The organism is Halomonas aquatica, from assembly GCF_040196335.1.
GTDB lineage: Bacteria > Pseudomonadota > Gammaproteobacteria > Pseudomonadales > Halomonadaceae > Halomonas > Halomonas aquatica.
Genome location: NZ_JBEGCJ010000004.1, coordinates 84,525 through 103,374, shown reverse-complemented (window position 1 = coordinate 103,374; position 18,850 = coordinate 84,525). Strand labels below are relative to the sequence as shown.

Sequence of the window (18,850 nt, the reverse complement as noted above, 5' to 3'; positions counted from 1 at the left end):
CACGCTCCTCTATTGATTGCGACTTGGGGGTGGGGCGGCCGCGACCCTCGCGGGTTGGGGTGCGTTAGCGCGCCGATGGAGGCCATCAGTCAATAGCGCCGTATCTCGAACTATAAAGGCCACCGTGTTACATGGTGACTCCCGCTCGGATTCAGTGATACGTCATCGAGATAATTTATATTGCGTATTTTTCATTGGACATGCGTCTTTGCTAGGTTAATTTTCATGGCAATGAACTGCCCAGCGACTCTTACTGGACTACTCACTCGACTCCCATGACCGCACGTCATTCCAATGTTCCGAACCTGACAGACTTCGACCTCAAGCTTCTTCGCGTCTTTCATGCCGTGGTGCAGGCTCAGGGGCTCGCTCCGGCCCAGCAGGTATTGGGGCTGTCGCTGTCGACGATCAGTATCCAGCTAAAAAATCTTGAGGAACGCCTTGGATTTACCCTCTGCGAGCGTGGGAGGAAAGGCTTCGCCCTGACGGAGGAGGGTGAGCGAATTCACCAGAGCCTGAAACCGCTATTCGATTCAGTCGCTGGCTTTAGCGACGTGGTGGCGGAGGTCCGAGGCCAACTGACCGGTGATTTGCATTTCGGCGTCGTGGATGCCCTTGCAACGAATCGGGTGGCACCGCTGCCCAAGGGGTTCCAGAATTTCACCGAGCTTGCTCCCGAGGTTCACCTTCACGTGGATATCTCCTCGCCGGAAGAACTCATCCAAGGACTGGTCGATGGGCGATACCACTGCATCCTGACACCCGTTGAACCGACTCACGACTCCGTCGATAGCGTGCCCGTCTTCAAGGAGTCCCAACAGCTCTATTGCGGGGCTGATCACCCGCTATTCAACGAATCCGATCCTGCCCGTATCCTGAAGGCCCTGCAGCACACGACGTTTACGGGCAAGAGTTACGTGTCATTTCCCGCAAACGATGATCTGTCCGTCTCCATCGAGCGGCCGACCGTCTCCCACATGGAAAGCAACGCCCTGCTGATACTCAGCGGACACTACATCGGCTACCTGCCAGCACACTATGCCGAATACTGGGTCGACGCGGGCCTCATGAGGGTGCTGCTGCCCGATACCCTAGGACATGAAACGCGTTTCTATCTCTGCACCAGCAAGCACCACAGATACCGCTCTGCTGATGTGCTCCTCGACTGCATGATCGAGGTGCTGTCGGACGGTTCAAACGCTGCATCCTGACCGTGTCCACTGCGGCCGGTGGCGTAGCTGTGATCCGCTGCGGCGGCAGCGGAGTTCGGAAGTGCCCCGCCTGTCATCAGGCCCTTGAGGTCATAGCGTGACGACATGCTTGCCGTTCATGCCGGCTCGTCGGGGCATGAGAAAAGCGGAGGGGGCTTGCATCACGTGTCTCGCCTGGAGACCGCGTCCGCTAGGACACACAGGAGCTCGAACATCAGCGTCGCCCCGGTCAGGGCGGTGATCCCCGAGGAGTCGAACGGTGGCGATACCTCCATGACGTCTGCACCCACCAGGTTGAGTCCCCGAAGGCCGCGTATCATCTGCTGGGCTTCGCGCGTACTGAAACCGCCGACCTCAGGTGTGCCGGTGCCTGGCGCGTAGACGGGGTCCAGGGCGTCGACATCGAAGGTGACATAGGTCGGCACATCGCCGACCACCCGGGCGATTTCTGCATTCACCCTTGCCGGTCCCAGATCGAAATACTCCTCAATCTCGATGATGCGAATGCCCTGTTCACGTGCCCAATCAAGGTCACTCGCTTCATACAGTGAACCACGAATGCCAATCTGGACCATGCGTTTCGGGTCGAGGATGCCCTCCTCGATGGCGCGTCGGAACGGCGTGCCATGGGTATAGGGATTATCGCCGAAGTAGGTATCGTTGGTATCGGAATGCGAGTCGAACTGGACCAGCGCCATGGGCTCATCGCGTGCGATGGCTCGCAGTATCGGCAGGGTGCCGAGATGGTCGCCGCCAGCCGTCAACGGTATGGCACCGGCATGGTGGATCTGTCGATAGAACTTACGGGTCCGCTCGAGCGTATCGCAAATGTCGATCGGGTTGACCGGTACATCCCCCAGGTCCGCGATGCGGCACAGGTCGTAGGGCGCGATGCGGCTCGCCTGATGCACCAGCCGCATCATGGTCGAATTGTTGCGGATCTCGCGCGGTCCGTGACGCTGGCCGACACGATTTGTCGAGCCGCTGTCCCAGGGCAGGCCCACGATGGCGATGTCGACCTCGGACGGGTCCTCGATCTGCGGCAGTCGCATGAAGGTGGAGCGTCCTGCGAAGCGCGGCACTTCGCTGCCCCCAAGTGGCCGGAAAAAAGCGGCGTCGTGAGCCATTGTCATTGTCCTTTATGGGTTGTCAGGGTGTTCATAACATGACGCTACCGCCGTTGACGCCATAGGTCTGGCCGGTAATGAAGGTGGCCTGTGGCCCCGCGAGGAAGGTGACCATGTTGGCGATTTCCTCGGGGCGTCCGATGCGCCCCAGCGGTATAGCGCTTTCCTTCTGGCGCTGGGCCTCGCTCATCACCTCGGCGCCGAGCATGTCGGTGTCGACGGGGCCTGGCGCAATGGCATTGACCAGAATCTGTGGCGCGAACTCGAGGGCCCAGGCGCGCGTCATGGCACCGATACCCGCCTTGGATGCGCAATACGCGCTGTTGCGCTCCCTGCCGAGATATCCCAGGTCGGACGCGATATTGATCACGCGTCCACTGCCTTGCTGGACCATGTGGCGGATCGCCTCGCGTCCCACCACGAAGGTGCCGCGAAGGTTCACCGCAATGACCGTGTCGAATGCATCGACGGAGGTCTCCAGCAAGCCCTCTTCATGCAGGATGCCGGCATTGTTGACGACCACGTCCAGACCACCGAGCCCCTCGATGGCACGCTGGACCATCCCGACGGTCTCGGCTTCCTTGGCGACATCCGCCTCAATCGAGAAGGCCGACGCATCGTGTACCCGCACATCGGCCAAGGTGACCGCCGCCGCGACGTCATCACCGTGATAGCCAAATGCCACTCGGGCCCCTGCCGAGGCTAGCGAGATGGCGGTGGCACGTCCGATGCCCCTTGAGCCTCCGGTCACCAGGATACGAACGCCTGCCAGTGAGTCATTCATGCCATCACCTCCCCGCGGTCGATCGGAATCGCCTGGCCCGTCACGTTGGTGGCGGCCTCGGAGGCGAGGTACAGGTACAGTCCCGCCACATCGTCAGGCTCCATCAGGCCGCCCAGAGACTGGTCGGCGGCAATCGACTCGGCAAGCTCATCCTCGCTGACCGCCTGCTCCTTGGCCATCACCGCCAGCGAGCGAAGCGACGCCTCGGTGCGCACCCACCCCGGGCAGACGGCATTGACGCGGATCGAGCGTGGCCCGAGTTCTCTGGACAGGGTCCGCGCGAGGCCGATCAACGCATGCTTGGAGGCCACGTAGGCGGCAAAACCGGGAACGGCGGTGCGCCCCCAGATCGAAGACGTGATGAGAATGCGCCCCCCTGGCGTCATCTTCGGCAGCGCGGCCCGCGTCATTCGCCAGGTGCCCAAGACGTTCACGTCCATGATGCGCTCGAAGGCATCATCGACGTCGTCATGGCCGTCCTCCACCGGCGTCGGCAGCTCTACCCCGGCATTGTTGACCAGCACATCGAGTCGTTCGATACCCCGCAGGGCGCTGTTGACTTCATGGCGATCGGTGATGTCGCAGCGCTGGGCCCAGACCTCGCTACCGGTTTCCGCCGCGAGTAGCCGTGCCGCTTGAATGATGCCGGCATCCTCGGCTAGCACACAGACTCTCGCCCCGGCAGCGGCGAACGCCTTCGCCACGGCAAACCCGATGCCGCGGCTGGCCCCGGTTACGAGCACTGTCTGGCCACTGAAATCAAAGGAGATCGCCATCATTCCCTCCCGGAGCCAACTTGGACGCCATTACCTCAGCTGGAATGCCTGAGCATCTCGTATGCGGCTTATTCACGAGAGGAGCTCTCGCCTCACGGCAGCCGACATGTCGTCGCGATACTGCTTCACCATGGCCGCCCCCTTCTCGGGCGAGGCTAGTGCAGCCGAGGTGAGCGCGCCCGAGGCCGGCACCCACTCCGGGCGTGCCGGCCAGACGTCATAGGGCGGGGCGTCCATGGGGGCGTTGTCGGGAATTCGGTCGGTACGCACAAGGTCGGGATAGAAATGCATCATCAGTGACGTCTCGAGTACCGCGGCATGCTCCAGTTCGATCCCCGGAAAGCCATCAGGGAAGACCACATCAAGGGTATCCCGAGTAAGAAACTCCCAGTGCTGAAGACACATCACCCGCAGCCCAGTATCACCCACCTCGCGCATCGCCAGGTCGATCCCTTCATTGAGGAACCATAGGTTTTCGAAATGACCGTCGATGACACAAATGCGACGCACGCCATGACGCGCCAGTTCACGAATCACGTCGCGCACCGTATGAATCAGCGTGGTTCCGTCGAGTCCGGTGCTTCCGGGAAAGGAGGGCCCCCCCCCGGTGCGGGGCATCGACTTGTATCCATAATTGATGGGCGGGGCCACGATGCCGTCGACCTCTTGCGCCACCATCTCTGCGATGGCGGTGGGCAACAGGTGGTCCACGCCCATTGGGAGGTGCGGTCCGTGTTGTTCCAGCATGCCGGTAGGTAGAAACACGACCGGCTCGTTTTCCAGGCGCGCGCTGAACTCCGGCCACGTCATTTCTGCCATCAAAACCGTCGCTTTGTTCATGGGGCCTCTCTGTTGATCTTGTTTACAACTGTAACGCGATGTCGTTTTTAGGTCTCATCTCTGCCCTGTTCTCGCATCAGATGCAGGATATGGCGCTCAAGATCGCCGTATCCGGCCAGGCCTATCAGGTCCTCTTTCTGGCCGATCCGTTGTCCCTGCTTGAACGCTGGGATGATCTCTTCATGAACCCTGCCCGGGTGTCTTGACATGAATTCGATCCTGTCGGCCAGGAAGATGGCTTCCTCGATATCATGTGTCACCACCAGTACCGTCGTATTGGCTGCCTCAACTATCTCCATCATCAGTTCCTGCATCTGCCAACGCGTCTGAGCGTCAAGTGCCCCGAATGGCTCATCCATCAGCAGAATTGCTGGTTCGTTAGCCAGCGTTCGCGCGATCGCCACTCTTTGTTTCATGCCGCCGGAAAGGTGACGGGGGTACGTCCCTGCGAAACGACTTAGCCCCACCAGTTCGATGAAGTGCTCGGCGCGGTCTCGTCGCTCCTGCTTGGGAACGTGGTTCAATCGCATGCCGTATTCGACATTTTGCTGGACGGTAAGCCAGTCGAAGGAGGTGTAGGCCTGGAACACCATCCCCCGTTCCTGTGCCGGGCCGGTGATCCTCTTCCCGTCCAACATGAGCTCGCCCGTGGTTGGTTGCTCAAGACCAGCCACCATGCGAAGAACGGTAGACTTGCCGCAACCGGAAGGGCCTAGCAGCACACAAACCTCATTTTCATGGGTATCGAAGCTCACATTCTCGATTGCTTGAATGTCCTCGCCGCGCGGCAGATGAAACGATTTTCCTACCTCGTTTAGCCGAAGTTTGGGTGTATCGTTCACGGCGAATGTTTGGCCGGTTGTGGCGGGCATTGCATCATTGATTGACCTACTCATTAGTCACCCTCCTGGCCGAGGTAGGGGAATAGTATCCGTTGTAACCAACGGAAAAGCAGGTCGAATGCCAACCCAAGTATTCCGATGATAAGTATGCCTGCCATTATTTCGTCGGTATTGAGGAAGCGGCGTGCTCGCATCATCATCGCGCCTATTCCGGTCGTCGAGGCGATGATCTCGGCAATGACCAGGTAGGTCCATGCGATCGCCAGCATTTGCCGCATGGACGTCACTATGTTGGGCATCACCGCGGGTACCACGACCGTCCAGAGGATCTGCCACCGCTTGCCACCAAGCGTCATCGCGGTTTCGATAAGCTCTGCGCGCACTTGGCTCGTATGATCCATGATCAAGGTGATCAGAAAGAAAATGACTCCTAAAAACAGGAGCGCCAGCTTGGGTGCCTCACCCGTGCCAAACCACATCAGCAGGATGGGAATGAAGGCGGGTGCCGGAAGATACCGCCATGCCGAAACGAAAGGGTTGAACAGCCCCTCCACCGTCTTGAATGATCCCATCAGGATACCCAGAGGAATCGCGATGAGACAGGCCGCCAGAAAGCTCGCGACTATGCGCGCAATACTGATGCCGACATCCCCCAGGAAGCCGCGCTCTGCGAACAGCTCGTATAGCGTTCCGACAACCTCGAAGGGTGAAGGTACCAGCAACGTATTGACCCAACCGCGTAATACTGCTGTTTCCCATAGGCCAAAAAATATCACCCATACCAGCGCGCCCAGTACGAGGCGCCACCTTCGCGGTATGGGTGTCAGGAACTCGAACCAGCGTGATCGATAGGCACCTTGTCTTGATTCACCCGACATTCCCATTCCTCATCTGTAAGATGCTATCAGCTCGTCGGCCGGGTTGAGGACCATTCCACGGGGAGCACCATTGGCGCTGGTGCTCCCCGAACAGCATCAACGCGCGGACATGGACTGACGATAACCGCTGTCAACCAGGTCAGAAATCAGGCTACAATCGACTCCTTTTGCTGCGTCCTGCACTTCATCCATCAGGCCCAACTTCACCCACCACTCGTTGGTTCGTGTGACGCTCTGAATGATGGAGTCTTGCTCGATGCCATGCGGCGGTTCTCCGTCAAGAGCACCGCAGATGCGAGCTGTTTCATTAAAGTCAAGCATGTACAGACCATCGTCCAGATACTTGCCGTTGGTTCCCACCACCGATTCTATATCAGCCACAGGCCACTGGAGATAATCTGAAAAAAGCTGATTCACTTCTGCGGTATTGTCATGCCAGTATTGCAAGGCATCGAAGCGGGCCATGACCATGTCCATGGCTGCTTGCCTTTGTTCCTCAATGAACTTCTTGTTCATGTACATCGCATCCATGAAGATGCCTGTATCGAGGTAGTAGGGTTCCGCAGTATCTGCCGCAATCTTCGCGGTATCGAGATTCTCCAGAACACGTGTTACCCAAGGTTCATACATGTAAGCTGCCGCCAGATCACCCGACATGACCGGACCTACAGCTTCGTCAGCATTCAGGTTTACCCACTCCACATCGTCTGTAGTCAGTCCTTCTTTGTCGAGCCACATACCCATCAATATTTCGCCTATGTAGGCTTGTGGTGCGCCGACCTTCTGTCCTTTCAGATCCTCTGCAGTCATGTCTTTGGCAATCAGAACCTTGTCGACGCCGTAAGATATGTTGAGATGAGATACCAGTACGGTGTCTGTACCGCGCTCAATGGCAAACGGGGTATATTCAGCTGTACTGAGGTATACATCTATCTGCCCTGCTGCCAGAGCTGCATGGCCCCCAAGAGGATCCTCGAAGATAGTGAGGTTAAGATCATGGTCACCTGCGAGTCCTTTTTGCCGCGCTACCTCCAAAAAAGAAAAACCCGGCCATGATACGTTGAGGCCAATGTTGATCGCCTCTTTTTCCTGGGCAGCAGAGACTCCGGGAAATGCCATAGCGGAGGCACACAGCAGTTTCGCGATCAGTGCTTTTTTACTGGGAAAATACATTGTCTTCATTTTGTTGTTCCTATTATTGATTGGGAATATTTTCATCTTTCCATTCGGATGTTGTCGAATAATCCTTTACATTACCACTTTGTGATTTTCTCTTTCTGAAAATTAGCATATCTTCCGAAAGTTGATCGAGCAATTGTCGGATAACAAAACTAAGCTTTGAGGTATGCCAAAGTGACTCGAGCGCTTCTTTCTAGCGCTTCTTTCTGGTGCTTTTTCTGGTGTGGCTCATCAGGATTTTATTATTTTGGTGCATGCAGGATAGAAGTTCCTGCAAGTTTCTGCCTATGCGCCGTGGGCTGACTGATGCTCGCTTGCTGTGTCGTCATTCCGACATGCGATTGCTTACCTGTTCGACAACTGTGCTGCCGCCCTGATGGTTCTGGGACGAGGTGCCGGACCTCTGGGTCTTCGTCGGCGGCACCCTGATCATCGCCAGCGGCCTGGCCATCGCCTACCACGAGCGGCGCATCTCCCTGAAGCGCCGGCCGACCTCCTGAGACGATGCTGCATGCCCTTCTTCGACCTCGCCGGTGAAGTTTTTCCACGGCGTTAAGTCTTCCGTAAGTCAGGCACCCGATGATGACCCTGTTCCCTTACGGCGGCTGCCGTCGGGAACTGCCACCGTCCGACGGTCGGGTGACCGTCTGTTACTGACTTTCTGGAGGTTTTCCAATGAATCGCACTGTACTCAAGGGCATCTTGGCATCCAGCCTGCTGGCGGTAAGCGTCACAGCCCTGGCCGAGCCGACCTGCACCGATGCGCCCCAGAGCGACTGGATGAGCGAGGACGCGATGCAACAGCAGATCGCTGACATAGGCTACAAGGTCAAGGAATTCAAGATCACCGATGGCAGCTGCTATGAGATCTACGGTCGGGACGACCAGGAGCGCATTGTCGAGCATGCAGTCGACTGAAGGAGGCCGCATCATGGGCGTCAAGGCGAGCAGCACGCGGGTCCGCGTCTGGGACCCGCTGGTCAGGGTCGTGCACTGATCGGCGCGCCCCTGGAGGGCCGCAAGGGGGGCGATAACCTCATCGCCGGCGTGCTGCACGGCTACCATCGACACCCCGGGAAGGCGCGTTCGGACGCCTGAGCTGGGCCTGATCCCGTCTTGTCCTGCCAACGCCATCACCGCTCGCAGGAGCGGTGATGGCGTTTTTGGATGCTCAGCGGCGTGACGGCCGTGCGAAGGCCCGTGCCGCCATTTCCGGGTCCGGGGTGCCGCAGATCGCCGAGATCACCGCGAGGCCTTCGGCACCGGCGCCCCATGTCGCTGCCAGGTGCTCGGCCTTGAGGCCGCCGATGGCCACGCTCGGCAGGGGGCTCGCGGCCGCGAGAGCTGCCAGGCCTTCGAAGCCCAACGGCTCGGCGTGGTCGTGCTTGCTGGGGGTGGCGAACACCGGGCCCAGCCCCAGGTAGTCCAGGGCGCTCGGGTCGATGCAGGCGAGCTGGTCATGGGTCTGCACCGAGAGCCCGAGGATCGCCTGCGGGCCCAGAGCGGCGCGGGCCTCTGCCACGTCGCCGTCATCCTGGCCGATGTGCAGCCCGTCGGCCCCGGCGGCCAGGGCCACCTCCAGACGGTCATTGATGATCAGCGCCACGCCCGTGCCGGTGAGTGCCGCTTTGAGGCGACGCGCCTGGTCGACCAGCTCGGCATCGCTGGCATGCTTGTCGCGCAGCTGCACCAGCGTCACCCCGCCACGTACCGCCGCCACTACGGTCTCCACCAGGCCATGCTCCGCGCAGAGCCCGCGGTCGGTAATGAGATAGAGCGAGAGATCAAGGCGCATCTTCAACCTCTATCCGGGCCCGCTCGGCCAGGGCGTCGGCGTCCAGATGGTAGAGCGCGTCGAGGAAGGCCACCGCGAAGCTGCCCGGACCTCGTGCCACCTCGCCGGCCAGTTCGCCGGCCATGGCATAGCCGGCCAGCGCCGCCACCGTTGCCTCGAAGTGGTCATCGGCGCCTGCCACGAAGGCCGCCACCACGCCGGTCAATGCGCAGCCCAGGGTGGTGACCCTCGGCATCAGCGGATGCCCCCCCCGGACACGGGCGAGGCGTTTCCCGTCGGTGACCAGATCCACCTCGCCGGTCACCGCCACCACGCCGCCCGTGCGCTCGGCCAGTCGACGGGCGGCATCGAGGGCGGCCTCGGCGGGGTCGGTGCTGTCCACGCCGCGTCCGCCGCCGGCCTGTCCCGCCAGGGCGATGATCTCCGAGGCATTGCCGCGTATCACGTCCGGCGAGAGCGCCAGCAGCCGCGCGCCGGTCTCCCGACGGTAACGGGTGGCGCCCACCGCCACCGGGTCCAGCACCCAGGGGCGTCCCGTCTCCCCGGCCGCCAGCGCCGAGGCCTCCATGGCGTCGACCCAGTGGGGCGAGAGGGTGCCGATGTTGATCGTCAGGGCGCTTGCCAGGGCCGTGAACTCGGCGGCCTCCTCGCGGGCATGGACCATGGCCGGCGAGGCGCCGATGGCCAGCAGCACGTTGGCCATGCTGTTCATGGCCACATGGTTGGTGATGTTGTGGACCAGCGGGCTGGTCTCGCGCACCCGGGCCAGGTGCGCGGCGGGATCGATGTGGTGCATGGTGCCTCCCCGGCGAGAGAGGTGCGCCTCGACGGGAGATTCGTCGCTGCACGACTCCCTACGCCGGCATTGTCCGGGTCAGGTTCCGAGGGTGCTTCTCAGCCACGGCTTTCTCGCCGCGGCGCCCCTGTCGTCAAGCCTCACTATCCATGCCGGCCCCATGGCTGTAAAGGCCGGGGTCAGGCCAGCCGGGGTGCATCCTTCCCGGCGAGCCAGCGCAGGGCGATCCCCCCCCTGGCCCGCCCCGGTCGTTCAGGCGCGGATGTAGGCCCAGCCCTCGCTCTGGCACTCGGCGAGGGTGACCACCGCGGCCTCGACCACCGGCAGGCCGGCCGGATTGTCGAGTCCCTGGGCGGCCAGGGAGTTGCCGCAGAGCCTCAGGTGAGTGTCGGTGTCGTCGGGCGTCGCCAGGGCCGAGGCGACCGCGGCCGCATTGGCGATGATCAGCACCTCGGCCTCGGGGCGCGCCATTAGCAGGTTCCGGGCGTTGCGCCGGGCCCGGGCGAGGGCCTCGGCGGTGGGGGCGTGCAGCAGGACCCGAAGATCGGTCATGGGAGCTCCTCCAGTCGGTGGCAGTGGGCTCAGTGGGCCGCGCCGATGTGGCGCTCCACGGCCTGGAGGCAGTCGGCGAAGCCGGGATGGTCGCGTCGACCGTCCAGTGGCAGGGGAATGTCGAGGGTCTCCACCACACTGGCGGGCTGGCCGGGCGCCTGGTCACCGAGCACCATCACCCGGTCGGCGAGCAGCACGGCCTCCTCGATGTCGTGGGTGACGAAGACAATGGCGGCCTCGGTACGCCGGCGCAGGTCGACCAGCTCCTGCTGGAGGCGGCGGCGCGTGATGGCGTCCAGCGCCGAGAAGGGCTCGTCCATGAACAGTACCCGCGGACGCACCGCCAGGGCCCGGGCGATGCCCACCCGCTGCTGCTGGCCGCCGGAGAGGGTGTGCGGCCAGCGTTCGGCCAGCTCCTCCAGCCCTACCAGGGCCAGGGGCTCCAGGGCCCGTCGACGGCGCTCGGCCCGGGAGAGCGCGAGTCCCTCCAGGCCCAGTTCCACGTTGGCGCGCACGCGCCGCCAGGGAAAGAGGCGCGGCGCCTGGAAGACCATGGACCAGGCGCGGGTATCACCGCCGCTGCCTTCGGGGATCTCCACCGTGCCGGCCTCGGGGGCGAGCAGGCCGGTCAGGGCGCGCAGCAGGGTCGACTTGCCGACGCCCGAAGCGCCGACCACGGCGACGAATTCCCGGGGGTGAAGGTCGAGGTCGACCCCGGCCAGCACCGGGGTGCCATCGAAGCCCAGGCGGATGCCGCGGGCGCGAAGTACCGGGGGCAGGGTGGTCTGGGCGGCGGTCATGGCTGCCACCTCAGCAGCCGCCGCTGCAGGGTCATGAAGACAAGGTCAAAGACCGCGTAGAGCCCGGCGATGGTCAGCATGTAGACCACCACGATATCGGTAGCGAGCAGGCTGGAGGCTTCCATCATGCGCTGGCCGATGCCGGGAATGCCGAACAGCTCGGCGGCCACCACCGTCATCCAGCCCTGGCCGAGGCCGGCGCGAATGCCGCCGAGGACGCCCGGCGCCGCCGCGGGCAGGCTGACCTTGCCCAGCCGTGACAGGAAGCCGCCCTGGCCGAAGGCCCGGGCGACCTCATCAAAGCCCGGGTCCACCGAGCGCACCGCGCTGTAGCTGGCGAAGTAGTTGATCCAGAACACGCCGATGCTGATGATGAAGGCCGCCGCCGAGGGCTGGATGCCGAACCAGATGATGGCGAAGGGAATCCAGGCCAGCGGCGGGATCGGGCGCAGCAGCCGGGCCAGCCAGGCGTGCAGAGCGTCGAAGACCGGCAGCAGCGCCGCCGCGACCCCCACCGCGATGCCCAGCAGCGAGCCCAGCAGCAGCCCGACGCTGTAGTGGGTGAGGCTCGCCATCACCACCTCGAGCCAGATGCCGTCGCGGATCTCGGCGGCGAGCACCCCGGGGATGGCCGACGGTAGCGGCACCAGGCTGCCGGGCAGCAGGCCACTGCGCAGCGCCAGCTCCCAGAGCAGCAGGAAGCCGGACAGGCCCATGGCGCCCAGCAGGCTGCGACGGTGGCGCGTGAGCAGCGGTGTCATGATCCCGCCTGCGCTCCGATCACGGCGTCATAGAGGGTCGTGTCGAACAGCGCCTCCAGGTCGACGGGCTTCTTGAGCGTGCCCTGGGCGGCCTGGAAGTCATGCATGGTGCGGGTCGCCTCGCGGATCGCGTGGGGGTCGGCGAGGTAGTTCGAGGAGGGTGAGCGCAGGGCGGCTTCCACCGTGTCGAGGGAGATCAACCGCTTGCCGACGAATTCCCGCACATGTGGTGCGGCCCGGGCGGGCTCCTCGAGCAGCACCCGAGTGGCCCGCACATGCAGGTCGATCAGGGCATGCATCGCTTCCGGGTGGTCCACCAGCACTTGCTCCCGGGCGGCCACCACCGCGCCGGGCTGCCCCGGCAGCATCTCGTCGGCGCGGGCTACGACCCGAGCCCCCTCGACCCTTTCCTGCACGGTGGTGAGGATCGGCTCGAGTATCGAGGCGGCGTCCACTGCCCCGGCCAGCAGGGCCTGCTGGACCCGATCGGCGCCCATGGCGACGATCTCGACGGCTTCCTCTCCCACGCTCAGGTGCTCGACCAGCCAGTAGCGCAGCACGGTGTCAGGCACCGAGCCGCGGGGGAAGGTGGCGATCTTGGGTTTGCGGCCTTGCTCCTCGGTGAAGCGGGCGATGGCCTCGGCGGGGTCCTCGACGCGGGCGAAGGTATCGGCCAGCTCGCCGCGGGCCACCAGGCCGATCTGCTCGCGGATGCTGGCCGCCAGCACCTTGATCGGCACACCATTGGCGCGGGCCACCATGGCGGGGCCGATGCCGAAGTACATGACGTCGAGCTCGCCGGCCGCCAGGGCCTGGACCATCGCCGGACCGCTGGAGAAGCGGGTCAGTTCGAGCTCGAGACCGGCCTCGCCGGTCCACCCCTCACCCTCCATCACGAACAGCTGGGCGACAGGCAGGATCGGCATGTAACCCACCTCGAGCGTTGTGGTGTCTTCAGCGCCCTGGACGGGGCCGGTGGCCATCAGCAAGGCCGCCAGGGGGGCCAGGAAACGGGGCATTCTGAACATGGGCTCTCTCCGCGAGGGAATGACGACCCACCATCCTAGTGGTCCACTTCATATGCCAAAAGCGTTTATATGAAACAATTTTTTATACACATATGTTATTTTTGTCGTTCCATGAATCGCCATGTCGCCCGCCGCCGGGGTCTGCATGGAGGAGTCGAGGTCAGGGAGCAGGCGCAGCGGCCCCCAGGAAGCGTTCCTGCCAGTAGTCCAGGGCGATGGTGGTGGTGGTGACCCGGCGGCCGCGTCCCGGGGCATGGATCATCTCGCCGTCGCCGAGGTAGATGCCGACATGGCTCGCCTTCCCGCCCCCGGAAGTGGCGAAGAACAGCAGGTCGCCGGGCCGCGCCGCATTCACCCGCGGCAGGGCCTCGAACTGCGCACGGGAGGTGCGCGGCACCCGGATGCCGGCGTGGGAATAGGCTCGCTGCACGAGGCCCGAGCAATCCAGGCCCCGCTCGGTGGTACCTCCGTATCGGTAGGGAATGCCGAGGGATCGCCTGGCCTCGGCCAGTATCAGCGCCCGGTCGATCGTGAGTTCGCCCGGAGCGTCGCGAGTGGCCAGCTCGCGCCCCGCACACCCCGCCAGCAGGAAGACGACCAGCAGGCCGACCAGCAGTCGAGAGGCTCTCATCAAGGGGATGTTGCCGGTCGAGGGGCGAGGCAGTCGGAGCGGGGCAGAGTGCGGCTCGATCATCACCGCATCACTCATGAGGCCTGCCATCAGCCTGGGCCCTGTCGTGCATCAGCGGAAGGCGATGCGCGTGCCGCTGGCCAGCATCTCGTCTGGTGTGAGGGCGTGGCCCGGCACGCCGATCATCTCGTCACCGCACTGGTCGCCCCAGGTCAGCACGCCATGCGTCAGGCCGATGCCACTCAGCAGGTCGCGGATCTCGCCGGTACCGAGGAAGGTACGTGTCCTGCCCTGGTTGTCGGAAAGCCCCGAGACATCGTTGGCGTGGTGGAAACGCACCGCGTAGATGCCATCCATCGACTCCACCTCGACGATGGGCATGAGGCCGTTGGCGACGGCAGTGGCGATCTGTTTCAGGGTGACATGGTCGCCCAGTTGGTAAGCCGGGATGGACATGGGGTGCCTCGCGTGTGCGTAAAGTAAGGGGGGTTGGTCTTTGTACAACTAGTGTAGAAGAATGTTCGAGCACATCAAGCGGTATCTGCGGCGCAGGACGCCCCTCGCGTCACCAGGCTATGCCGTCTGTACATGCCTGTTAAACAAACCTTGGGCTTGCGGAGAAGACCCTGCGGGCTGGCCGGGGCTGGAAAAGCCCCGCTCTCGCCCCCAGTTCTCCGGGGTACCCAGGGCATCAAGCCGCCATTTCCTTACAGGAGGAGTCCCGCATGAGTTTCCAGGGAGAACAGCACCCCGGTGTCCAGGCCCCCACGGCCGAGAGTGACGGCTTTCGCCTCAACCACACCATGCTGCGTATCAAGGACCCCGAGAAGGCGCTGGCCTTCTATACGCGCGTCTTCGGCATGCGGGTGCTGCGCCGGCTCGATTTCGATGAGATGCGCTTCTCGCTCTACTTCCTGGCGCGACCGGAAGACGGCGAGAGCGTCCCCGAGGAGACCGATGAGCGCACCGTCTGGACCTTCGGCCAGCGCGGCTTGCTGGAACTGACTCACAACTGGGGCACCGAGACGCAGGATGACTTTGCCTACCATGACGGTAACGCCGAGCCCCAGGGCTTCGGCCATATCTGCTTCTGCGTCCCGGACCTGGCAGCCGCCGAGGCCTGGTTCGATGCCAACCAGGTCGAGTTCGTCAAGCGCGCCGACCAGAGCAAGATGAAGGACGTGGTCTTCATCAAGGATGTCGACGGGTACTGGATCGAGGTAGTCGAGGCGGCACGCATGGCTGGCAAGGTTAACTGAGTACCTCACCACGCGCCTGATGACGAGGCCGCCTCCGCAACGGGGGCGGCCTCGTCGTCGTCTGGGGTCTCAGATGACGCCGATCTCGGGCGGCGCTGCTGCCGGGGCGAGCGGGTATGCCGGCCTGACATTGTCGGACAATGACAGTAGGCCGGCAGGAAATTGCTCGCTTTGTCCAGTCGGGAGGGGGCTGGCTCGCGGCCCCATTGATGATCATATGATTCTGATATAGAGGTTCTTTTTACCCTCGTGGCCATGTTGGTCCGGCGCGTGCAGTGAATCGGCAATACCATCCGGTGCGCGACAGGCGTACATCACTGCAGGACCACGAGGAGCGACACCATGACCACCGCCAGTACTCCCGAGACCGTTACCACCCACCTGCGCCCCATCGATCGCGAGGGTCTTCTGGGGTTCGCCGAGAAGGGCCGCAACAATCCCGGCGCCCGTGGAACCAACAAGGTACATACCGTCACCGAGGGGCAGTATCGCACCATCAGTCATGTCAATGAGCATGAGGTGATCGTCGACGAACCGTTGCACCTGTTCGGCCAGGATACGGCCCCGGCCCCGGGCGAGATCGTGCTCTCCGGGCTTGGAGGCTGCCTGGCGGTAGGCATCACCGCGGTAGCGACCTGGAAGCAGGTCAAGCTGAGCCGCTTGGAGATCTTTCTGGAGGGGGATATCGGTAATCCCGCGGCCTGGGGTGCCGGTGGCGCCGAGAAGCAGCCCCCCGAAATGGGCTTCCAGGAGATCCGCGTGAAGGTGGTGATCGATGGCGACGCCAGCCGAGAGGAGCTCGACGAGATCGTCCAGCATGCCAACTTCTACTCTCCCGTGGCCAACACCATGCGTAACCCGATCGCCTTCAGCATCAGCCTGATGGATTGAGTGCTCGGGCGGCCGGTTTCGCCTGGCCGCCACGCCTTGCATCTCCTCCTCACTTCCATATCACGAGGTTCGCCATGAACAGCGTTGCCGCCCCCCTCTTGTCCAGCGCCTGGAACGACGATGCCCAGGTATTGGGCGAGGTCCGCCAGGTGGCCCGGGAGCAGCTGGCTCCTGCCGCCTCACGCATCGACCAGGGCTATTACCCTCTCGATATCATGGCTCGTCTCGGCGAGGCCGGAGCCTTTGCGGCTCATCTCGACAAGCATGGCACACGCTTCGATCTGGCCCTCGGCAGCATGCATGAAATCAGTCGTCGTTGCGGCTCCACCGGTTTCATGACCTGGTGTCATGATGTCTGCGGCCTCTATATGGAGCAGTCCGGCAATCCGGCCCTGCTGGCACGCCTGGATGACCATGCCGCCGGCAAGACCTTCGGCGGCACCGCGCTATCCAATCCGATGAAGGCGATGACCGGCATCGAGGCGATGGCACTCAAGGCGGTCCCGGTGGCTAACGGGGGCTATCGCGTCAGTGGCACCCTGCCTTGGGTCAGTCACATCCAGCGAGGACACTATTGCGGCCTCATCGCCGCCGTCGATAAGGCCGACGGCAGCCGCTCCCACGAGGTGATGTTCCTGCTCGACCTGGACGAGCGGGTCAGGCTGGGCAAGTGCCCCGAGTTCTCGGGAATGGAAGGCACCAGCACCTGGTCGATCCACCTCGATGATTATCACGTCACACCCGAACAGATCATCGCCGACCCCGTGCGCCCCTTCATCCAGCGCATCCGTGGTGCTTTCGTGATGCTGCAGGCGGGCATGGCCACCGGCGTGACGCAGGGGGCCATCGACTCGATCCATGAGGTCGAGCCGTCACTGGGGCACGTCAACCAGTACCTCCACCACCGGCCCGACGAGCTTCAGGCCGAGCTCGATGAGCTCCAGGACCGCGTGCTGACCCTGGCCCAGACGCCCTACGAGACCGACAAGGCATTCCTGATCGATGTGATGGATGCGCGTGCCCAGGGCGCCGAACTGGCCCTCAAGGCCACCCAGTCGGCCCTGCTGCACCAGGGAGCCCGAGGCTACCTGATGAGTGCCGCACCCCAGCGGCGCATCCGTGAGGCCCATTTCGTGGCCATCGTCACGCCGGCGATCAAGCACCTTCGCTGGGAGATGGCCAAGCTGATGAAAGAGGAGATGCCGTCATGAGTGCGACGTCTGCCGAGAGCCCCTGGCGCCTGTATATCTGCCGTGCCTGCGGGCTGATCTACGACGAGGCGGAGGGCGATCCCGACAGCGGTCTGGCGCCCGGCACGCGCTTCGAGGACATCCCGGATGATTGGGAATGTCCGCTATGCGGGGTGACCAAGGCCGACTTCGAGCCCTTCGAGCGTCCCGATGTGAGTGCGGTCGACATGGGGCCTGTGATGGTGGCCCGTGAGCCGGGGATCCTCGTCGTCGGCGCAGGCCTGGCCGGTTGGGGCATCGTCGAGGCGATTCGCGAACTCGATACCGAGACACCGATCACCCTGGTGACGGCCTGTCGCGGCGATCGCTACCACAAGCCCGAACTCTCCGTGGCACTGAGTCGTGGCCAGACCCCCGATCAGCTGGTGCGCGAGACCGGTGCCGAGGCGGCAAGGCGGCTTGGCGTCCGCCTGATGGCCGAGACATTCGTGGTCGGGGTCAGCGCCGAGCGGCACCAGCTTCGCACCACCCGCGGCACCTTCTCCTATACCCGGCTGGTGCTCGCCCAGGGGGCCCGGCCCGCGCTCCCCGATAGTCTGCCCGCCGCCCTGTGCTGGAGGGTCAATGACCTGGCCGGATGGAGTGGTCTTCAAGCGAAGCTGGCCGAGGGTCCGCAGCGTGTGGTGCTGGTTGGCGCCGGCATGGTGGGGTGTGAGCTGGCCGAGGACCTGGCTCGGGCCGGCCACCGTGTGACGCTTCTGGGCCGCCGTGCCTACCCCCTGGCCTCCTTGCTGCCTGAGGCGGCCTCCGAGCGTCTGCTGCACAGCCTCGAGGGACTGGGGGTGACCTATCGGGGCGATGTCGACGTGACGAGGGTGGAGGCCGATGCCATGGGCGAGCGCCAGCTGCATCTTGCCGATGGAGACGTGCTCACGGCCGACCATGTGGTGGCGGCCACCGGGCTCGCCACTGACGGCAGGCTGGCCCGCCTGGCGGGACTCGACTTCGAGCGCGGCATCCTGGTGGACCCCGAGACGCTGCAGACCAGCCAGCCGGACGTCTATGCGCTGGGGGACTGTGTCAGCTTTGGCGGCGTGCCGTGTCGTTTCATCGAGCCTCTGCCCGCCCAGGCGAGGGCCATCGCCCAGGTCATGCTGGGCCATGACGCCGCACCCTACCGTCACCAGACGCCGGTGATCCGGCTCAAGACTCGCAGCCTGCCCATCGAGATGCATGGCATGCCGGATCGGTACGCCAGTTGGCAGGTCGAGCACGATGACGATGACAGCCTGGTCATGAGCCAGGTCCGCGACGGGCGGCGCCTGGTACGCCTGACGGTCGGGGACGCACCGCGCAAACGGGTTGCCTGATACCAAACGGCGTCTGAACGGATGTCACCGCTCCCGAGCGCGTGTCACCACCACAGCACGACATGACTATGATCTGTAGACGCGAGGGAGTGACCGGCATGTCGATCCCCTCTGGATCCCTGGAGGCGCAAGACGACAGG

Annotated in this window: 21 protein-coding genes and 1 riboswitch; of the genes, 6 read left to right on the top strand and 15 right to left on the bottom strand. The window is 63.4% G+C overall.

The genetic code is table 11. The features are described 5' to 3' along the window. Positions 1-275 precede the first annotated feature (275 nt). On the top strand, positions 276-1,211 hold the full coding sequence (locus ABE960_RS09490; RefSeq protein WP_349762023.1) for a LysR family transcriptional regulator: 936 nt from the start codon (positions 276-278) through the stop codon (positions 1,209-1,211). A gap of 161 nt (positions 1,212-1,372) precedes the next feature. Here ABE960_RS09490 and speB read toward each other — a convergent pair whose 3' ends face one another. The 7 genes from speB to ABE960_RS09455 form a co-directional block, all read right to left on the bottom strand. Beyond that, the gene (gene speB / locus ABE960_RS09485) at positions 1,373-2,263 is read right to left on the bottom strand and encodes an agmatinase (protein WP_349762022.1); all 891 of its coding nucleotides are present in this window, start codon (positions 2,261-2,263) and stop codon (positions 1,373-1,375) included. Positions 2,264-2,369: 106 nt separating this feature from the next. Continuing rightward, positions 2,370-3,122, bottom strand: coding sequence for an SDR family NAD(P)-dependent oxidoreductase (locus ABE960_RS09480; RefSeq protein ID WP_349762021.1), 753 nt, complete (start codon positions 3,120-3,122; stop codon positions 2,370-2,372). Then, a complete protein-coding gene (locus ABE960_RS09475) occupies positions 3,119-3,898 on the bottom strand; it encodes an SDR family NAD(P)-dependent oxidoreductase (protein WP_349762020.1) in 780 nt (259 codons plus the stop codon). The genes ABE960_RS09480 and ABE960_RS09475 overlap by 4 nt, the downstream gene beginning before the upstream one ends. 72 nt (positions 3,899-3,970) lie before the next feature. Next, positions 3,971-4,738: a creatininase gene (locus ABE960_RS09470; protein WP_349762019.1), complete on the bottom strand. Its 768-nt coding sequence runs from the start codon at positions 4,736-4,738 to the stop codon at positions 3,971-3,973. 47 nt (positions 4,739-4,785) lie between these two features. Beyond that, positions 4,786-5,634 (bottom strand): ABC transporter ATP-binding protein, encoded by an 849-nt coding sequence (locus tag ABE960_RS09465; protein ID WP_349762018.1) that lies wholly within the window; start codon positions 5,632-5,634, stop codon positions 4,786-4,788. Beyond that, entirely contained in the window at positions 5,634-6,458 is an 825-nt protein-coding gene (locus ABE960_RS09460; RefSeq protein ID WP_349762017.1) for an ABC transporter permease, read from the bottom strand. The genes ABE960_RS09465 and ABE960_RS09460 overlap by 1 nt, the downstream gene beginning before the upstream one ends. 96 nt (positions 6,459-6,554) lie before the next feature. Beyond that, the gene (locus ABE960_RS09455) at positions 6,555-7,640 is read right to left on the bottom strand and encodes an ABC transporter substrate-binding protein (RefSeq protein WP_349762016.1); all 1,086 of its coding nucleotides are present in this window, start codon (positions 7,638-7,640) and stop codon (positions 6,555-6,557) included. 672 nt (positions 7,641-8,312) lie between these two features. On the opposite strand from ABE960_RS09455, the gene ABE960_RS09445 reads away from it, so the two are divergent. Beyond that, positions 8,313-8,555: a PepSY domain-containing protein gene (locus tag ABE960_RS09445; protein ID WP_349762015.1), complete on the top strand. Its 243-nt coding sequence runs from the start codon at positions 8,313-8,315 to the stop codon at positions 8,553-8,555. A gap of 253 nt (positions 8,556-8,808) precedes the next feature. Here ABE960_RS09445 and thiE read toward each other — a convergent pair whose 3' ends face one another. From thiE to ABE960_RS09405, 8 genes are all read right to left on the bottom strand, one after another. Beyond that, the gene (thiE, locus tag ABE960_RS09440; protein WP_349762014.1) at positions 8,809-9,432 is read right to left on the bottom strand and encodes a thiamine phosphate synthase; all 624 of its coding nucleotides are present in this window, start codon (positions 9,430-9,432) and stop codon (positions 8,809-8,811) included. Further along, positions 9,422-10,228, bottom strand: a complete 807-nt coding sequence (gene thiM, locus ABE960_RS09435) for a hydroxyethylthiazole kinase (protein ID WP_349762013.1) — start codon at positions 10,226-10,228, stop codon at positions 9,422-9,424. Before thiM ends, thiE begins: the two co-directional genes overlap by 11 nt. Positions 10,229-10,266: 38 nt before the next feature. Further along, positions 10,267-10,367: riboswitch (TPP riboswitch) on the bottom strand. A gap of 113 nt (positions 10,368-10,480) precedes the next feature. Beyond that, a complete protein-coding gene (locus ABE960_RS09430; protein WP_349762012.1) occupies positions 10,481-10,780 on the bottom strand; it encodes a hypothetical protein in 300 nt (99 codons plus the stop codon). Positions 10,781-10,809: 29 nt separating this feature from the next. Further along, positions 10,810-11,580, bottom strand: a complete 771-nt coding sequence (locus ABE960_RS09425; RefSeq protein ID WP_349762011.1) for an ABC transporter ATP-binding protein — start codon at positions 11,578-11,580, stop codon at positions 10,810-10,812. Further along, on the bottom strand, positions 11,577-12,341 hold the full coding sequence (locus tag ABE960_RS09420; RefSeq protein ID WP_349762010.1) for an ABC transporter permease: 765 nt from the start codon (positions 12,339-12,341) through the stop codon (positions 11,577-11,579). The genes ABE960_RS09425 and ABE960_RS09420 overlap by 4 nt, the downstream gene beginning before the upstream one ends. After that, positions 12,338-13,369, bottom strand: a complete 1,032-nt coding sequence (locus tag ABE960_RS09415; RefSeq protein ID WP_349762009.1) for an ABC transporter substrate-binding protein — start codon at positions 13,367-13,369, stop codon at positions 12,338-12,340. Before ABE960_RS09415 ends, ABE960_RS09420 begins: the two co-directional genes overlap by 4 nt. A gap of 160 nt (positions 13,370-13,529) precedes the next feature. Then, positions 13,530-14,000, bottom strand: a complete 471-nt coding sequence (locus tag ABE960_RS09410) for a C40 family peptidase (RefSeq protein ID WP_349762348.1) — start codon at positions 13,998-14,000, stop codon at positions 13,530-13,532. 111 nt (positions 14,001-14,111) lie between these two features. Then, positions 14,112-14,456 (bottom strand): hypothetical protein, encoded by a 345-nt coding sequence (locus tag ABE960_RS09405; protein ID WP_349762008.1) that lies wholly within the window; start codon positions 14,454-14,456, stop codon positions 14,112-14,114. Between the two features lie 269 nt (positions 14,457-14,725). Here ABE960_RS09405 and gloA point away from each other — a divergent pair, with 269 nt between their 5' ends. From gloA to ABE960_RS09385, 4 genes are all read left to right on the top strand, one after another. Next, positions 14,726-15,259, top strand: coding sequence for a lactoylglutathione lyase (gloA, locus tag ABE960_RS09400; RefSeq protein WP_349762007.1), 534 nt, complete (start codon positions 14,726-14,728; stop codon positions 15,257-15,259). Between the two features lie 342 nt (positions 15,260-15,601). Beyond that, positions 15,602-16,150 carry an OsmC family protein gene (locus tag ABE960_RS09395; RefSeq protein WP_349762006.1) on the top strand — a complete coding sequence of 183 codons (549 nt, stop codon included), beginning with the start codon at positions 15,602-15,604 and terminating at the stop codon, positions 16,148-16,150. Positions 16,151-16,224: 74 nt separating this feature from the next. Further along, positions 16,225-17,361, top strand: a complete 1,137-nt coding sequence (locus tag ABE960_RS09390) for an acyl-CoA dehydrogenase family protein (protein ID WP_349762005.1) — start codon at positions 16,225-16,227, stop codon at positions 17,359-17,361. Continuing rightward, positions 17,358-18,710 (top strand): FAD-dependent oxidoreductase, encoded by a 1,353-nt coding sequence (locus ABE960_RS09385; protein ID WP_349762004.1) that lies wholly within the window; start codon positions 17,358-17,360, stop codon positions 18,708-18,710. Before ABE960_RS09390 ends, ABE960_RS09385 begins: the two co-directional genes overlap by 4 nt. Positions 18,711-18,850: the final 140 nt, after the last annotated feature.

What these genes read in the sequence shown, in the direction of transcription:
- ABE960_RS09420 (WP_349762010.1), bottom strand. Translation starts at nt 12,341, where the DNA reads ATGACACCGCTGCTCACGCGCCACCGTCGCAGCCTGCTGGGCGCCATG.
- ABE960_RS09465 (WP_349762018.1), bottom strand. Translation starts at nt 5,634, where the DNA reads ATGAGTAGGTCAATCAATGATGCAATGCCCGCCACAACCGGCCAAACA.
- speB (WP_349762022.1), bottom strand. Translation starts at nt 2,263, where the DNA reads ATGCGACTGCCGCAGATCGAGGACCCGTCCGAGGTCGACATCGCCATC.
- ABE960_RS09410 (WP_349762348.1), bottom strand. Translation starts at nt 14,000, where the DNA reads ATGAGAGCCTCTCGACTGCTGGTCGGCCTGCTGGTCGTCTTCCTGCTG.
- ABE960_RS09415 (WP_349762009.1), bottom strand. Translation starts at nt 13,369, where the DNA reads ATGTTCAGAATGCCCCGTTTCCTGGCCCCCCTGGCGGCCTTGCTGATG.
- ABE960_RS09395 (WP_349762006.1), top strand. Translation starts at nt 15,602, where the DNA reads ATGACCACCGCCAGTACTCCCGAGACCGTTACCACCCACCTGCGCCCC.
- thiE (WP_349762014.1), bottom strand. Translation starts at nt 9,432, where the DNA reads ATGCGCCTTGATCTCTCGCTCTATCTCATTACCGACCGCGGGCTCTGC.
- ABE960_RS09470 (WP_349762019.1), bottom strand. Translation starts at nt 4,738, where the DNA reads ATGAACAAAGCGACGGTTTTGATGGCAGAAATGACGTGGCCGGAGTTC.
- ABE960_RS09475 (WP_349762020.1), bottom strand. Translation starts at nt 3,898, where the DNA reads ATGGCGATCTCCTTTGATTTCAGTGGCCAGACAGTGCTCGTAACCGGG.
- ABE960_RS09425 (WP_349762011.1), bottom strand. Translation starts at nt 11,580, where the DNA reads ATGACCGCCGCCCAGACCACCCTGCCCCCGGTACTTCGCGCCCGCGGC.
- ABE960_RS09405 (WP_349762008.1), bottom strand. Translation starts at nt 14,456, where the DNA reads ATGTCCATCCCGGCTTACCAACTGGGCGACCATGTCACCCTGAAACAG.
- ABE960_RS09480 (WP_349762021.1), bottom strand. Translation starts at nt 3,122, where the DNA reads ATGAATGACTCACTGGCAGGCGTTCGTATCCTGGTGACCGGAGGCTCA.
- gloA (WP_349762007.1), top strand. Translation starts at nt 14,726, where the DNA reads ATGAGTTTCCAGGGAGAACAGCACCCCGGTGTCCAGGCCCCCACGGCC.
- ABE960_RS09430 (WP_349762012.1), bottom strand. Translation starts at nt 10,780, where the DNA reads ATGACCGATCTTCGGGTCCTGCTGCACGCCCCCACCGCCGAGGCCCTC.
- ABE960_RS09390 (WP_349762005.1), top strand. Translation starts at nt 16,225, where the DNA reads ATGAACAGCGTTGCCGCCCCCCTCTTGTCCAGCGCCTGGAACGACGAT.
- ABE960_RS09445 (WP_349762015.1), top strand. Translation starts at nt 8,313, where the DNA reads ATGAATCGCACTGTACTCAAGGGCATCTTGGCATCCAGCCTGCTGGCG.
- ABE960_RS09490 (WP_349762023.1), top strand. Translation starts at nt 276, where the DNA reads ATGACCGCACGTCATTCCAATGTTCCGAACCTGACAGACTTCGACCTC.
- ABE960_RS09385 (WP_349762004.1), top strand. Translation starts at nt 17,358, where the DNA reads ATGAGTGCGACGTCTGCCGAGAGCCCCTGGCGCCTGTATATCTGCCGT.
- thiM (WP_349762013.1), bottom strand. Translation starts at nt 10,228, where the DNA reads ATGCACCACATCGATCCCGCCGCGCACCTGGCCCGGGTGCGCGAGACC.
- ABE960_RS09460 (WP_349762017.1), bottom strand. Translation starts at nt 6,458, where the DNA reads ATGTCGGGTGAATCAAGACAAGGTGCCTATCGATCACGCTGGTTCGAG.
- ABE960_RS09455 (WP_349762016.1), bottom strand. Translation starts at nt 7,640, where the DNA reads ATGAAGACAATGTATTTTCCCAGTAAAAAAGCACTGATCGCGAAACTG.